Below are 15,275 nucleotides of genomic sequence, written 5' to 3'. Positions count from 1 at the left end.
GCATATAATATTGCATTAAAAAGGTGGTTCTCCCTTCATGTCTTCTCTTATCCTTGCATCAAAGTCCCCACGCAGAAGTGAACTGTTACAGAGGGCGGGCTACACATTTACCGTCCGCCCGGCAGAAGGGCCGGAAACGCTTCCCGGCCGATCAGCGCCGGAAGAAGCGGTGCAGCAGCTGGCCCGCCGGAAAGCAGACGAAGTGCTGGAACATAATCCGGATTCCGTCGTACTTGCTGCTGACACCATGATTTCTCTGGACGGCCGCACTCTTGGTAAACCTGCATCCAAAGAAGACGCCCGGCGCACTCTGGAGGCGCTTTCCGGCAGAACCCACGAGGTGTATACCGGGGCAGCGGTATTTACAAAACGCAGGAAATCCGTTTTTTACGTAAAAACCGAAGTCCGTTTCTGTCCGCTGGATACAGACTGGATTCAATCCTATCTTGCCACACCTGAGCCATACGATAAAGCAGGCTCCTACGCTGTGCAGGGACAGGGTTGTCTGTTTGTGGAAGCAGTCCACGGCGATTTTTACAATGTCATGGGTCTTCCTGTATCCCGTCTCAGCAGAGAACTGAAATTGTTTCAGATCGTCCCGTCCTTCACCCCCACTTATTGAATAAAAAAGGAGAGCGAGCTTTGCATTCATCCTCAGTAATGATCAAAGATGTCCCTTTTTCTGAACGTCCCCGCGAGAAAATGGCCAAATTCGGAGCGGAACAGCTTTCCAATCAGGAACTCCTCGCTGTTTTGATCCGAAGCGGTACCAAAGAAGAATCTGTTCTTCAGTTATCCCAGCGCGTCTTGTATGACTTTGACGGACTGCTTATGCTCAAAGACGCAACGATTGAAGAACTACAGACCATCAAAGGTATTGGTCTGGCAAAAGCGCTTGAAATGCGGGCAGCCATCGAGCTCGGACGGCGCATCTATACGTATCACGAAGAAGAACGCTGGGTGATACGGTCGCCTGAAGATGTATCCGGTCTCGTGATGGAAGAGATGCGCTTTTTGACCCAGGAACATTTTGTTATTCTGTGTCTGAATACGAAAAATCAGGTGATTCACAGACAGACTCTGTTTATCGGCAGTTTGAATTCCAGCATCGTTCACCCCCGTGAAGTTTTCAAGGAAGCGCTGCGCCGGTCTGCAGCTGCTGTTATCTGCATTCACAATCATCCTTCAGGCGACCCGGGACCGAGCCGGGAAGATATTGATGTAACAAAACGCCTGATTGAAGCCGGCCGGATTCTCGGTATTGATGTGCTGGATCATATTATTATCGGGGACCGCCGCTTTACAAGTCTGAAAGAGCAAGGAAGTGTGTAGCGGATGGCTTTTGGCTCTTGTTGACCCCAAATCTATCTTATACACTATAGAATGCTTGAAGTCATCGTGACGAGCCGTGTAAAATTTGTGAAAGAAAATGGAAAGTCTATGTTTTTCATGATGTTTTCAGTATAATGACATATAGCGGCACTGCTTCAGCACGGCCGCTTGTATAATGATAAATGAACCGCCGGGGAATGTGCTCTGGTGTTACAGGATACAGCTTGTGAAGGATGAAGGGAGATACATAGATGTTTGGAGGCTTTTCAAAAGATCTTGGAATTGATTTAGGAACGGCGAACACGCTTGTATATGTAAAAGGAAAAGGAGTTGTCGTGCGGGAGCCGTCTGTGGTGGCCATGCGGACGGATACAAATACTATTGAAGCGGTCGGTAATGACGCCAAGAACATGATCGGCCGGACTCCGGGTAATATTGTGGCGGTCCGCCCGATGAAAGACGGTGTTATCGCCGATTTTGATACGACTGCCACCATGATGAAGTATTTTATTCAGCAGGCGCAGCGCAGCCGCTCTATTTTCACAAGGAAGCCCAATGTTATGGTCTGTGTTCCGTCTGGCATCACTGCCGTAGAAAAACGGGCGGTGGAAGACGCCACAAAACAGGCCGGAGCAAGAGAAGCGTATACCATTGAAGAACCATTTGCTTCGGCTATCGGAGCCGATCTTCCTGTCTGGGAACCAACCGGAAGCATGATTGTCGACATTGGCGGAGGAACGACGGAAGTAGCGATCATTTCCCTCGGTGGAATTGTGACAAGCCAGTCCATCCGGGTGGCAGGCGATGAAATGGATGAGTCCATCATCCAGTATATAAAGAAAACGTACAACTTGATGATTGGGGAGAGAACGGCGGAAACCCTGAAGATGGAAATCGGATCTGCCGGAACGTTCGAAGGAATAGACAATCTTGATATACGCGGGAGAGACCTTGTTTCCGGACTTCCAAAAACGATATCGGTATCCGCCGAAGAAATCTCCGCCTCTCTGGCTGATACTGTTCACGCCATTATCGAGACCGTTAAAAGCACGCTGGAACAGACGCCTCCTGAACTTTCCGCCGATATTATGGACAGAGGTATTGTACTTACAGGCGGAGGGGCCATACTCCGTAACATGGATAAAGTTCTCAGCGACGAAACAAATATGCCTGTACTGGTCGCGGAGGAACCGCTCGACTGTGTCGCACTTGGTACAGGAAGAGCGCTTGAAAATCTGCATCTTTTCCGGTCGAAGGCGGGAATAACCGCCAGGTCCAGCCGGGAAACCTTATAAGAAGGTGAACCGGTATGCCGCACTTTTTTTCCAACAAACGACTTATTCTTCTCATGGTCAGTATTATTGTACTTGTTTCCTTAATCGGTTTTTCGACTAGGAATAATGAAACGATTACCTGGCCGGAGAAATTTCTACGGGACACGACTGGTGTGGTGCAATCATTTGTAAGCAGACCCGCTCATATGACAGCGGGTTTCTTTGGGAATGTGGCGGACATATTTAATGTTTATGAGGAGAACAGGATGCTGAAATCACGCATGGAGGAATTTGCTTCCCTTTCAGCTGAACTGGAAACCGTAAAACAGGAAAACGCCACCTTGAGGGAAATGATTGATTCAGAAAGCAGCCTGAGTGATTATACGACACGGACCGCTCTTGTCATTCACCGCAGTCCCGACAAGTGGACGGATATGATAGGCATCAATAAAGGAAGTCAAAACGGTGTGTCGGAGAACATGGCGGTGGTGACTCCGGAAGGACTTATAGGGAAAGTGAATACGGCATCGGAGTTCACTTCCTCTGTCCAGCTTCTTTCGGATGACAGCCGCACCAACCGTGTTTCGGCTATGGTTGCTACAGACGGCGAACCTGTGTATGCGTTTATCGAAGGCTGGAATGAGGAAGAAGAAGGACTGATGCTTCGTAAAATCCAGTCAGACGCGGAAATAAAAGAAGGACAGCAGGTTATAACGTCGGGACTCGGCGGTCTGTTTCCGCGGGGTCTTGCCATAGGGACCATCACTTCTCTGGAGCCTGATGAATACGGGTTGAGTTATAATGCACTCGTGGAACCCGCTGCGGACTATTATAACCTGGAACAGGTCAATGTCATTGAACGGACAAGTGAAACATTGGACGATACGATTCAGCAGAACACAACCGAAGAGAATGAAGAAAACGAAGAAGAACCGGTGGAAATAGAAGATCCGGATGCGGGTGGAGGAGGCTCATCATGATACGATTTGCGCTGCCTTTCTTCGTTTTTCTGTTGTTTCTTATGGAAGGTACGTTGTTTCAGATTTTTGTTCCCCCGTCGCCGGACCGGGAATTTTATCTTGTACCAAGGTTCGTGCTGATTGCTGTTGTGTTGACCTCCATTTACCGGGGAGCAGCAAGCGGCGTGCTGATCGGTGCGGGATTTGGTCTATTGTATGATGTTGTGTATACTGATATTATCGGGATCTATATGTTCAGTATGGGCTTCACGGCCTATATCAGCGCTTTTACATATCGGTCGGTCCGCATGAGTTTTGTGTGGCCCATTTTAATCATCATCTCCGCCATATTTGTGTTGGAGTGGATGACATATGGACTTCATTACATTATTGGAGGAACGGACTTGTTGTTTGAAGAGTTTTTCATGCTTAGGGCTCTTCCTTCTCTGATCATGAATGGAACAGCGGCACTGCTGCTTATTCATCCATTTCGACGTCTGTTCACCAGAATAAGGGAGATGGAAGAATTGCAGCACCGGTAAATAAATCTCAAGGCTTGAGAAGGAATAAACGGCAGGGATGTGGAAGGAATAATAATCGATCCATGAAAGGAAAGAATGTTCATGGTTTGTGTTTCAGAGGTGGAGCATATGAAATCAGGACCCCCGAAAAACCTTGTTACCATTAAAGGAACAAAAGACGGTCTTACAATCATGATGGATGACCGCTGCTCGTTTGATGCGTTAAAAACAGAGTTGCAGGAAAAGATCGAAAAAGATAAACAGGTGTTCGGCCATGGTCCCGAAGTGGAGGTTACGGTAGACACCGGATATCGTTATGTAGGGACCAATGAGCAGGAAGAGATCATAAACCTCCTGAAAGAGGCGGAATCAATCCGTATAAAAGAATTCCGGTCGGAGGTGGTCAGCCGGGAAGAAGCAGAGCGTCTGAGGGAAGAGGAATCTTTGACTTCGATCACCCGCATCGTTCGTTCCGGACAGGTGATTTCGGTCCGGGGGGACGTTCTGCTTCTTGGAGACGTTAATCCCGGCGGGGCGGTGGAAGCAACCGGAAATGTATATATACTGGGCACTTTGAAGGGCACCGCCCGTGCCGGCCTGGAAGGCAACACGCAGGCTGTCGTATGTGCCTCGGTGATGGAACCGACCCAGATTTCAGTATCGGACGTATTGTTTTACGCCCCGGATCGTTATGAAAGAAAACAACAGCAGAGACCTATGTTTGATGAACCCGTCTTTGCTTACATAGAAGCGCCGGATAATCAAATATCATTTGAAAAAACCAGACTGTTAACACAATTTCAAAACAAGGTATAAGCAGCACGCGTGCATGTCTGGAAGGAGGAATTGCAGTGGGAGAGGCAATTGTAATTACATCCGGTAAAGGCGGTGTCGGGAAGACAACGACATCGGCTAATATTGGCACAGCCTTGGCTCTGCAGGGAAAACATATATGTCTGATCGATACGGATATCGGTTTGCGCAACCTGGATGTTGTCATGGGGCTTGAGAACCGTATTATTTATGATCTTGTCGATGCAGCCGAAGGAAGGTGCCGGGTACAGCAGGCTTTAATCAGGGATAAACGGTTTGACTGCCTTCATTTACTGCCGGCAGCGCAGACAAAAGATAAAAGTGCACTGAATCCGGAGCAGATGAAACAGATTGTGGAGGAACTCAAGCCGGACTATGATTATATTATCATAGACTGCCCGGCCGGGATTGAGCAGGGATACAAAAACGCAGTTTCCGGTGCAGATCAGGCTGTTGTTGTTACGACTCCGGACACCTCTGCGGTAAGGGATGCCGACCGGATTATAGGACTTCTTGAACAGGAACAGACAGGTTCGCCGAAACTTGTCATCAACAGAGTCCGCAGCCATATGTCCAACCGCGGGGAGATGCTTGATGTGGACGACGTGGTAGCCACTTTGGCTGTCGATCTGCTCGGTATGATTGTGGATGATGAAGAAGTCATCAAGGCAGGCCACCAAGGGGAACCGATTGCGATGAATCCTAAAAGCCGGGCCGCGATCGGGTACCGTAACATTGCAAGGCGCATTCTCGGGGAGTCGGTTCCTTTAATGTCCATCGAAGAGAAAAAAGGTTTCTTCTCCAGGCTGAAAGGAATGCTTGGGTTAAAAGCTTAAAAAAAGAGTCTAGGACAAAACTTCTAAAAGAAACGAAAAATGCCGAACGGATTTAAAAAAATCGTTCGGCATTTTTTGTTGCTGAGACAAGCTGCTGCGCTAGCATGCTTTGCTTTTCTTCCAGAGTACAAGGGCCGCACCGGATCGCGGCCGGGATTCCACCAGATCAGCTGCCTGTCGAAACCGGCGGAGCCCGGCCTCTCCAGGTCCCTGATCACGACGCCTTCCGGTATAACGCAGTATGAAGGTAGACAACGGCATCGCGGATGTACGCGGGTTTAGAACATGGAGACGTCTGGGCGTGTCGTTCGGGCTGGGTGGACGGGCGTTGTTCGTTGGGAATGGTCCGAAGGCACTTTAGGAGGTGGTGCGTCCCCATAAACGTCGTTCGGCCTATCGCCTGAAGCACTTCAGCCTATACGGCACCCCTCAAAACGTCATCAGACATGATTCATAAAGCACTTTAGAGGGGGACGTGCCCCTGTGAACGTCGCCCGGGAACAAATCTATGCTGCGTTCAGCGGGAAAAGGAAAAAAAGAATGGGCAGCGACACAGCCAAGAGCCCGCGCCGCTGCCTAAAAAGAGAAAGGAATCGTTCATAAGCCGGTGCGCCCTCCAACGTCATGATCCGGTGGAAATACGTCACGGGCATCCCGTTTCTTGAGGAGCCCCCGTGACTCGTGCTTTCCTGCGCCTATTTTATTCTTGTCCCAGACTCTTTTTTTTAAAACAGAAAGCACTGAATGAAAAAATTTACGCACTTCTTCTATTCGTGCTATAGCAAAATTAAATCAATTTTATTTAAGAAACCAATACAGTTTTTCCCTCCACCTCAACACTTGTTATAATAATTGATGTTGCATGGACTTTACATCTTATTCGGCACGGGGCACCGGTTAAAAAAAGAGGAGCCGGTCATAATGATAAAGAGACAGGTGAAGGAGGGAGAATAAAGATGAAGGCAGACTTCGATTACTTGTCCGCAGAAGAGAAAAGAAAAATCGAAGATCTCGAAGAAAAAGTCCAGCATACAGAAGATGATCAATTATTAAAACGGTATACAACAGAGATGACGCTATTATATGAAAAAGCCAGAGTGCGCAAAGATACACAGCAGTCATGAAGGAATGAACGCCACCTGTCTTTTTGCAAACAACAACAAACCCGGTCAGACAACAGATGACCATTCATATTAAAATCCGCACGAATTCGTCGATGGTCGGATGATTCGTGCGGGTTTTTTGTGGTCAATGAAACTGTGCATGACTCTTTTTAATTCCACCAACCGCTCCTCCCGGTTTATTACTGGATACAGCTGAGAGACATGATTCACCAACAAAAAACATGCCCCTTTATGCTCTCGTTTTCATATTCGAGTGTTTGTTATAGAATGAAAGGAATCATTGACATATAAATATATACTTATATATAGTGTGAGACAGTAATCAAAAAAACAGGAAAGGAGCAGATAGATGAAGACCATCCCGGAAGTGCCGGTTGAAACAGCTGCAACGGTTCTCAAGCTGCTTGGGGATCAGACGAGACTGACGATGACAGCACTCTTAATGGAACGGGAGTGCTGTGTCTGTGAATTGACGGACATTTTTAACATGAGCCAGCCCTCCATCAGCCAGCATCTCCGTAAATTAAAAGATGCCGGCGTAGTGTTTGAAACACGGCGTGGACAGTGGGTCTTTTATTCGCTGAATACAGAAAATGAACTGTACCCGCTTGTAGAAAGCGTCCTGCATCACCTTCCCTCACAGAAAGAAAAACTGGATACCTTTGAAAAAGAGGGAAATCGTGTCGTCTGGTGTGATACGAGGCGGTAAGGAGTTTTGTGAAATATGAATGAGATAGTAATAGCTGTACTTATATTTTTGGTCACACTGGTTCTTGTCATCTGGCAGCCAAAAGGGCTGTCGATCGGCTGGTCCGCCATATTCGGCGCAGTGCTTGCCTTACTTGCCGGTGTGGTCTCTTTTCAGGATGTTGGAGATGTAACAAACATCGTCTGGAATGCGACACTCACCTTTGTTGCCATTATTATTATTTCTTTAATACTGGATGAAATCGGGTTCTTCGAATGGGCTGCTCTTCATATGGCCCGGATTGCAAATGGAAGCGGCTTGAAAATGTTTGTGTATGTATCGCTTCTCGGGGCGGTTGTGGCAGCATTGTTCGCCAATGACGGCGCAGCGCTGATATTAACGCCGATTGTGCTCGCGATGGTACGGGCGCTTCGGTTTGAAGAAGCAATGGTGCTCCCGTTTGTGATGGCAGGTGGTTTTATTGCAGACACCACAAGTCTGCCATTCATTGTGAGCAATCTGGTGAACATAGTATCCGCCGACTTTTTCGGGATTGGTTTCGCAGAGTACGCCTCGCGCATGATTGTGCCGAATCTGTTTGCTCTTACCGCCAGTATCGTGGTGCTGTACCTGTATTTCCGAAAAAAAATTCCGAGATCCTATAATATGGAGGATCTGCGCCGGCCGGCTGATGCGATTCAGGATCTGAAAATGTTCCGCCTCTCGTGGCTGGTGCTTGCACTGCTCCTTGCGGGGTATTTCGTCAGCGAATTTATTCCGTGGACGAATCCTGTGACGGGAGAGACCGAAGCATTTCCGGTGTCGTTTATTTCCGGCGTTATTGCGATTTTTTTTCTTCTTATGGCCCGGCGAAGCAAAGCGGTGGAGACAGGGTCTGTCATGAAAGGAGCCCCGTGGGAAATTGTGGTCTTCTCCCTCGGGATGTATGTGGTCGTGTACGGTCTGCGTAATGTTGGCCTGACGGATGTGCTCGCCTCCGGTCTGCAGGCAGCGGCTGATCAGGGAATGTTTGCCGGTACGATGGTTACCGGATTTGCTGCAGCATTTTTATCCTCGATTATGAACAATATGCCGACCGTTATGATTAATGCACTCGCCATTTCCGAGACAGAAACGATGGGGACGCTTCGCGAAGCACTGATTTATGCGAATGTTATCGGCTCTGATCTTGGGCCGAAAATCACGCCAATCGGTTCGCTTGCCACTCTCCTCTGGCTCCATGTGCTTTGGACAAAGGGAGTCAAAATCAGCTGGGGGTATTATTTTAAAGTTGGTATCATTCTCACGATTCCGACACTGTTTATTACACTCACCGGGCTGTATATATGGCTGCTGATTATTGGATAAAGGAGAATGAAAATGACAAAAACAATGTATTTTCTCTGTACCGGTAATTCCTGCCGCAGCCAGATGGCGGAAGGATTCGGGAAGGAATTTCTGACAGATTGGAATGTTTACTCCGCCGGAATTGAAGCTCACGGTGTCAATCCGAAAGCGGTGGAAGCGATGAATGAGATTGGAATGGATATCTCCGGGCATTCCTCGGATAAAATCGATATGGAGCTGCTGCAGCATGCCGATATGGTGGTGACGCTGTGCGGCCATGCAAACGACGTATGCCCGACAACCCCGCCGCATGTAAAACGGGAGCACTGGGGATTTGACGACCCGGCCCAGGCGGAAGGAACCAAAGAAGAGAAATGGGCGGTATTTCAGCGCGTCCGTGATGAAATCGGGGAGCGCATCCGCCGGTTTGCCGCAGAATAATTAAGAGAGAATAGCGATGGATGTTAAAAAAGGTTCCGGTTATCCTGCATGGATCATCGGAACCTTTATTACGTCGAAAGCAGCCAAACTTCTGCTGTCCAGAGCATCCTGTGCTTTTCGTATAATATCCTCCTGATTTTTTCATATAATGACGACAGAAGAGAAAATAGAACAAGCTGTCTGATGGAAAAAGGGGGAGCAAGATGGATAGAAACATTCAGAAAGTACGCAGGCAGGTTCATCAAAAACGACGCAAAAGAGCTGCTTCAAACGAGCGCGGACCGGCTTATGGATATTATCCGAGCCACAGTGATACACCTTATCATGAGCCGGAATTTTATGTATGGCAGAAACAGGAGAAAAAAGAAGAGCCGCGCAGGAAACAGAAAGGGGTCTGGGTGCTCCAGAGTTTTCTGGCGGCGATGGTCTTCCTTTTAACCGGTATTTTGTTTCAATCGGCGCATCCTGCGTTTCAGGGAGCAAAACAGTTTGTGGAAAGCTCCTTTCAGGAAGAATTCCCGTTTGCTTCGGTGACGGCCTGGTATGAAGAACGATTTGGAAGTCCGGTGGCGTTTCTGCCGGACGCGGGTAATGAGGCAAACACAGCTTCTTCAGATCCTTCAGCGGAAGAACCAGATCCGGCCGCAGTTCCTGTTTCGGGAACAGTCACCGAGAGTTTTTCGGAAAATGGAAAAGGAGTGGTGCTGGAAACAGGCAGCGGCAGTGAGATAGAAGCTGTAAACGGAGGATTGGTGATTCACACGGGTCCTCATGAAGACTGGGATCTTGCTGTTGGCGTGCAGCATTACGAGGGGGGAGAGTCCTGGTATGGTCTTCTCGATCAGGTGGATGTGAAACTGTATGACCATGTGGCCGGAGGTGATGTGCTGGGGAAGGTGGAATCCGGTGAAGGAAGCGGCAGGTACGCGTTGGCGGTCAAGCAGGATGGACAGTACGTCGACCCGATGGATGTGATTGCTGTTGATTAAACAGCTTCGTCTCCTGCACATTCATCCGTTATTCTGGGTGATGGCGGGAACAGCTGTGTTGACGGGGTATTTCTATGACATTCTGCTTCTTTTTACTATCATCCTGCTCCATGAACTTGGACATGCCGCTGCCGCTCTGCACTACCAGTGGAGGATACGGAGAATATCGCTGCTCCCTTTCGGTGGAATGATGGAAACCGATGAATACGGAACCCGCCCGCTCCGGGAAGAAGCTGTGGTAGCATTATCCGGTCCTCTTGTGCATCTCCCGCTTGCCCTTCTTTCTTACTCCCTTCAGGGTGCCGCTTTCTGGGGGAGCGCTGACCATGCTTTATTCATGCACTACAATATATCCATACTCTGTTTCAATATGCTGCCGGTTCACCCGCTTGACGGCGGCAGGTTGCTGTTCTGTCTTTATGCCGGCCGTATTCCGTTTTATCAGGCACAGCGAAAAACAATGATGACATCCGGTGCTGTGCTTGGGAGCTGCATCGTTCTTACCGCTCTTTACATTCCCATGCACCTGCAGGCGTGGCTGATTGGTTCCTTTTTTGTCATGGTACACATAAAAGAGTGGAAGCAGCTCCCCTACCGTTTTTACCGGTTCTTAATCAGAAAAACGGAGGAACCCCCTTCAGCGTACGCCGGTACAAGTGAACATATATCCTGGCAGCGGCGGCCGGTAGATGCTGCGAAGCTGATACACAGGCATGGAGCAGCTGCCTTTTATATTGTGGAAAATGGACAAACCTTGTCTGAATCTTATATCCTTGAAACAATCACAAAAAAAAGAAAGGGTATGGAGACGCTGAAACATATCCTGAGCAGAAATGGCAGAGACGAAGAGAGGCACAATGTAAATGATCGATATCCTTTTGAACACATCGACAACTGAACGAAGAGCGGCATTGCGGGAAAATGGCAGGGTTACAGAAATTTTTGTGGAGCGCCCTGACGAGAACCGGATTGCCGGCAATATTTATAAAGGACGTGTGAAAGATGTCCTGCCCGGCATGCAGGCGGCGTTTGTCGATATCGGGCGGGAGAAAAACGGATTTTTGTACCGCGATGAACTGGTCGGGTATAAACAGAAAAACGAACCGCTTGAAGAAAAGGAAAACCGGAGTATATCCGAGTTTATTACACAAGGCCAGACTGTGCTGGTGCAGGTGCTGAAAGAGGAATTTGGAAAAAAAGGAGCCAAACTGACGGAAAATGTATCCCTGTCCGGAAAGTATACGGTATACCTTCCGGAAGGCGGTTACACCGGTATTTCAAAAAAGATGGAGGAAGAGAACCGGGAAGGGTGGCGGACCTGGGCGGAGGAACACCTGAATGAAAAAGAAGGGGTGATCATACGAACGATTTGTGAGCACCTCGACGTTGATATTGTTGCTGCAGATATCCACTATCTCCGTGAGGATTGGAAGGAGATCCTCTCCCTTTCCGGGCAGACGCGTGCACCGGGATTGGTCCTGAAGGACGGCGGCATCGTAGAGCAGCTGCTGCGGGACTATTCCATGGATACTATTCATCAGATTACAGCTGATTACTTCCCCGTCGTCCAGCAGTTGAAACGGATGCTCCGCTTTGAAGAAAACGACACGAAAAAAGTCGTCCATTATCAAGGCCGGGAAAATCTTTTTGCAGCAAAAGGAATTGAAAAAGAGGTGGAAAAAGCGTTAAAGCCTAATGTCTGGCTGAAAAACGGCGGTTTTCTTGTTATAGAAAAAACAGAAGCTCTCACGGTGATTGATGTAAATACGGGCCGCTATACCGGCGGAACGGATCTGATGGAAACCGTCCGCCGCACCAACCTTGAAGCTGCCGCCGAAATTGCCGTCCAGTTAAGACTGCGCGATATTTCGGGCATTGTGGTCATTGATTTCATCGATATGAAAAAGGATTCCCATAAGGAAGAAGTAATAGGGGCATTAAAACAGGCATTGAAAAAGGATAGAACGACAACAAATGTAATGGGTATGAGTACGCTGGGGCTGGTGGAAATGACCCGCAAAAAAGTAAGAAGAGGAGTCGAAGATCTTCTACTGGAAACATGCAGCGGCTGCCGCGGGACGGGACGCCGTGTCTCTGCGGAAACCCTGGCCTACCAGGCGGAACGTTACATCCACGAATGCCGGGGGATGGAATCCGACGCTCTTGTGATCGAAATGCCAAAACGAGTACACGACTGGCTGCACACAGAAGGCTCTTTTCTGCTCGACACATGGGCCTCGCGTTATTCATTTGTCATTTATACGACTCCCGGTGATGAGAACAGCGGCATAACCATTCGTTACACAGGGGTCGAAACGGAAGCCCGGAGAAGAAAAGAAGCGCTGGAAAACAAGCGCTCAGCGCGTGATTGACACGGTTTCACGGCTGTGATAAGATATCCTTTGTTAGTTGTTTGGCTGGCACCCAAACTTCAACCGCACACGCGCAGGTCTCAAGTCCAAAAACGGCACCTGTGCTGGCGAGTCTAAGTCATAGGAGGTGCAGAAGATGTACGCTATTATCGAAACCGGCGGCAAGCAGGTCAAAGTGGAAGAAGGCCAGGAGGTCTACGTAGAAAAAGTGGACGCTGCCCAAGGCGAAGAAGTCACTTTTGACAACGTTATTTTTGTCGGCGGCGGTGAAGTGAAAACCGGTTCTCCATATGTTGATGGTGCAAAAGTTTCGGCAAAAGTGCAAAAGCATGGACGCCAGAAAAAAATCACTGTCTTTAAAATGAAGAAAAGAAAAGGTTACCGCCGTAAACAGGGTCACCGTCAACCGTATACGAAAGTTATTATCGACAAGATCGAAGCATAAGGCCGGAATGCCATGATAGAAATCAAGGTGGACCGGAATGAGAATGGAAAAATAAAAGCTTTTTCGATGTCCGGACACGCAGAAAGCGGGCCGTACGGATATGATCTGGTATGTGCTGGTGCCTCTGCCGTCTCATTCGGAGCAGTGAATGCTGTGGATGAAATGTGCGGAGTGGATCTGGATGTCGATCTGGCTGATGAAGGCGGCTGGCTTTTCTGCAGGGTGCCGCGGGACCTTTCGGAACAGACCGGCAGAGAAGTTCAGCTGCTGCTGGAGGGAATGCTCATTTCCCTTCATACAATTGCCGAACAGTACGGCGATTATATACACATTTCAGACTGACAGGAGGTGAGAAACATGATGCTGAATTTGGATCTTCAATTTTTCGCCCAGAAAAAAGGTGTCGGAAGTACGAAGAACGGCCGTGATTCCATAGCGAAACGCCTCGGCGTGAAGCGTGCGGACGGACAGCAGGTAACCGGCGGTTCCATTCTCGTACGCCAGCGCGGTACGAGCATCCACCCTGGTGAAAACGTAGGTATCGGCGGTGATGATACTCTTTTCTCCAAAGTGGACGGTGTTGTAAAATTTGAACGCCGCGGTAAAAAGAAAAAACAGGTGAGCGTTTACGCAAGCGAATCGAAAGAAATGCAGGAAGCGTAACCTATCTGTGAGCAGCGTCCCGTTTCTACGGGACGCTTTTTTTTGTGGGGTTTTGGAGGCCGGCCGTATTCCGCGCACGGTCTTTTGATCCACTGCAGCTTACGCTTATGGTCTGTCATCTGATTCATGGACGCCTGAAGTGGTCGATAAACTGGTTCTATGATCCGTTTGAAAGCCGGGACAGCAGCTGAATGGTTCCCAGCAAAGCTCTATCAACCACTTTTGCTTTGAATTTCACCGGAAGCGGTCGGTACATGCCGTCTATCGACCGTTCGTCCCTTGTGCCGACAGGATATTTGACAACAGCGGATAATCCCGTTCAACAAGAAGACAGGAAGGAAACAAAAAATACCTTTCCATTTTTGAAGGTTCAGGTTTATACTGAATGCAGAAATCGAAAAGGGAAAGGCGGAAAACAATATGAAAGTCACTGTTATTGGATATTGGCACGCGTTTCCGGAAGCAGGGGAAGCCGCCTCCGGCTATTTGATCGAGGAAGGAGATTTTCGAATGCTCATTGACTGCGGCAGCGGCGTCATTTCCCAACTGCAGCACTATAGGGATCTTGCAGACGTCGATGCAGTCATTATTTCTCATTATCATAATGATCACATAGGGGATATTGGAGCTCTTCATTATTTTCGTCTGCTGCAGCCGGTCATTTCCGATAAACCACAGCAGCCTCTGACCATTTACGGGCATAAAGAAGATCCGGCGGGATTTGAAAACCTGTCTTTTAAGCACACGATTACGACAGAAGCTTATACACCGGACCGGGCGCTTGAAGTCGGTCCTTTTACATTCACGTTTTATAAAACAATGCACCCGGTACCTTGTTATGCGATGAAGATTCAAACGGAAACCGCTGTTCTTTTTTATTCGGCTGATACCGCCTTTTCTACTGAGATCGCTCATGCCGCCTTCGGAGCAGACCTTTTGATAGCGGAGTCGACCGCATACAAAGGCGGAGACGGTGCAGCGTTTGGTCATATGACAAGCGAAGAAGCCGGGCAGATGGCCGGGCTTGCCAAAGTTCCTCATCTTCTTCTTACCCATCTTCCGCATTTTGGTAGTCATGAACAGATGATAGGGGAAGCGCAGAATGAATGTCCCGATACAAAAGTAGAAATAGCTTCCTCTGGTTGGAGTAAAACGTTATCCTGAACAAAAAGCTGTCCTTTCAAAGGGCAGCTTTTTTCAGTTGATGGGAAACTGCAGATAACTGGTGCTTTCCGGGTCAGCCTAAAAAAGCCGAAGGACCTGCATAGGAAAAGGTGCCGCTTACGTTCATTTTTGATAAACAAATAGACATATAAATTATCATCATAAAAAAGGAATGAAAAAGTAAAGGAATAATGAGGAAGCCTGTCATAGCAGTGTTTTGCATGCGAATGGGCAAAGACCGACTTTGTTCTTAACATTTCTTCACGTATGTTTACACAATCTTTACATCAGCACCATGTGTTCTTAA

The 15,275-nt window shown here is 48.3% G+C and carries 18 protein-coding genes and 1 other annotated feature; all 18 genes read left to right on the top strand.

The features are described from left to right. Window positions 1-37 precede the first annotated feature (37 nt). The 18 genes from ACFSUB_RS06790 to ACFSUB_RS06705 all read left to right on the top strand — a co-directional run bounded on the left by ACFSUB_RS06790 (window position 38) and on the right by ACFSUB_RS06705 (window position 14,968). A complete protein-coding gene (locus ACFSUB_RS06790; protein WP_380712432.1) occupies window positions 38-622 on the top strand; it encodes a Maf family protein in 585 nt (194 codons plus the stop codon). Window positions 623-660: 38 nt separating this feature from the next. Further along, window positions 661-1,332, top strand: a complete 672-nt coding sequence (gene radC / locus ACFSUB_RS06785; protein ID WP_380713199.1) for a RadC family protein — start codon at window positions 661-663, stop codon at window positions 1,330-1,332. 251 nt (window positions 1,333-1,583) lie between these two features. Beyond that, a complete protein-coding gene (locus ACFSUB_RS06780; RefSeq protein ID WP_380712431.1) occupies window positions 1,584-2,627 on the top strand; it encodes a rod shape-determining protein in 1,044 nt (347 codons plus the stop codon). 14 nt (window positions 2,628-2,641) lie between these two features. Continuing rightward, window positions 2,642-3,586, top strand: a complete 945-nt coding sequence (mreC, locus tag ACFSUB_RS06775) for a rod shape-determining protein MreC (RefSeq protein WP_380712429.1) — start codon at window positions 2,642-2,644, stop codon at window positions 3,584-3,586. After that, window positions 3,583-4,107 (top strand): rod shape-determining protein MreD, encoded by a 525-nt coding sequence (gene mreD / locus ACFSUB_RS06770; RefSeq protein WP_380712428.1) that lies wholly within the window; start codon window positions 3,583-3,585, stop codon window positions 4,105-4,107. The genes mreC and mreD overlap by 4 nt, the downstream gene beginning before the upstream one ends. 108 nt (window positions 4,108-4,215) lie before the next feature. Next, window positions 4,216-4,902: a septum site-determining protein MinC gene (gene minC, locus ACFSUB_RS06765; RefSeq protein WP_380712427.1), complete on the top strand. Its 687-nt coding sequence runs from the start codon at window positions 4,216-4,218 to the stop codon at window positions 4,900-4,902. Between the two features lie 35 nt (window positions 4,903-4,937). Then, the gene (gene minD / locus ACFSUB_RS06760; RefSeq protein WP_380712426.1) at window positions 4,938-5,735 is read left to right on the top strand and encodes a septum site-determining protein MinD; all 798 of its coding nucleotides are present in this window, start codon (window positions 4,938-4,940) and stop codon (window positions 5,733-5,735) included. 956 nt (window positions 5,736-6,691) lie between these two features. After that, window positions 6,692-6,859 (top strand): hypothetical protein, encoded by a 168-nt coding sequence (locus tag ACFSUB_RS06755; RefSeq protein ID WP_380712425.1) that lies wholly within the window; start codon window positions 6,692-6,694, stop codon window positions 6,857-6,859. 349 nt (window positions 6,860-7,208) lie between these two features. Further along, the gene (locus tag ACFSUB_RS06750) at window positions 7,209-7,568 is read left to right on the top strand and encodes an ArsR/SmtB family transcription factor (protein WP_380712424.1); all 360 of its coding nucleotides are present in this window, start codon (window positions 7,209-7,211) and stop codon (window positions 7,566-7,568) included. Window positions 7,569-7,583: 15 nt separating this feature from the next. Next, entirely contained in the window at window positions 7,584-8,915 is a 1,332-nt protein-coding gene (locus ACFSUB_RS06745) for an arsenic transporter (RefSeq protein WP_380712423.1), read from the top strand. Between the two features lie 12 nt (window positions 8,916-8,927). Next, window positions 8,928-9,335 carry an arsenate reductase (thioredoxin) gene (gene arsC / locus ACFSUB_RS06740; protein WP_380712422.1) on the top strand — a complete coding sequence of 136 codons (408 nt, stop codon included), beginning with the start codon at window positions 8,928-8,930 and terminating at the stop codon, window positions 9,333-9,335. Window positions 9,336-9,538: 203 nt separating this feature from the next. Next, window positions 9,539-10,324 carry a peptidoglycan DD-metalloendopeptidase family protein gene (locus tag ACFSUB_RS06735; protein ID WP_380712421.1) on the top strand — a complete coding sequence of 262 codons (786 nt, stop codon included), beginning with the start codon at window positions 9,539-9,541 and terminating at the stop codon, window positions 10,322-10,324. Beyond that, entirely contained in the window at window positions 10,317-11,222 is a 906-nt protein-coding gene (locus tag ACFSUB_RS06730) for a M50 family metallopeptidase (protein ID WP_380712420.1), read from the top strand. Before ACFSUB_RS06735 ends, ACFSUB_RS06730 begins: the two co-directional genes overlap by 8 nt. Then, entirely contained in the window at window positions 11,188-12,696 is a 1,509-nt protein-coding gene (locus ACFSUB_RS06725) for an Rne/Rng family ribonuclease (RefSeq protein WP_380712418.1), read from the top strand. The genes ACFSUB_RS06730 and ACFSUB_RS06725 overlap by 35 nt, the downstream gene beginning before the upstream one ends. A 51-nt stretch (window positions 12,697-12,747) precedes the next feature. Then, window positions 12,748-12,821 (top strand) — a sequence feature (ribosomal protein L21 leader region). A gap of 11 nt (window positions 12,822-12,832) precedes the next feature. After that, complete coding sequence (rplU, locus tag ACFSUB_RS06720) at window positions 12,833-13,141, top strand: 50S ribosomal protein L21 (protein WP_380712416.1); 309 nt, start codon at window positions 12,833-12,835, stop codon at window positions 13,139-13,141. Between the two features lie 12 nt (window positions 13,142-13,153). Then, a complete protein-coding gene (locus tag ACFSUB_RS06715) occupies window positions 13,154-13,483 on the top strand; it encodes a ribosomal-processing cysteine protease Prp (protein WP_380712415.1) in 330 nt (109 codons plus the stop codon). Window positions 13,484-13,501: 18 nt separating this feature from the next. Further along, window positions 13,502-13,804 carry a 50S ribosomal protein L27 gene (gene rpmA, locus ACFSUB_RS06710; protein ID WP_090927135.1) on the top strand — a complete coding sequence of 101 codons (303 nt, stop codon included), beginning with the start codon at window positions 13,502-13,504 and terminating at the stop codon, window positions 13,802-13,804. A 420-nt stretch (window positions 13,805-14,224) separates the two neighbouring features. Beyond that, the gene (locus tag ACFSUB_RS06705) at window positions 14,225-14,968 is read left to right on the top strand and encodes an MBL fold metallo-hydrolase (RefSeq protein WP_380712413.1); all 744 of its coding nucleotides are present in this window, start codon (window positions 14,225-14,227) and stop codon (window positions 14,966-14,968) included. The last annotated feature ends 307 nt before the right edge of the window (window positions 14,969-15,275 follow it).

The organism is Salibacterium lacus, from assembly GCF_042684865.1.
In the GTDB taxonomy this organism is placed as follows: domain Bacteria; phylum Bacillota; class Bacilli; order Bacillales; family Marinococcaceae; genus Salibacterium; species Salibacterium lacus.
This window is presented reverse-complemented; position numbering and strand designations above follow the sequence as displayed.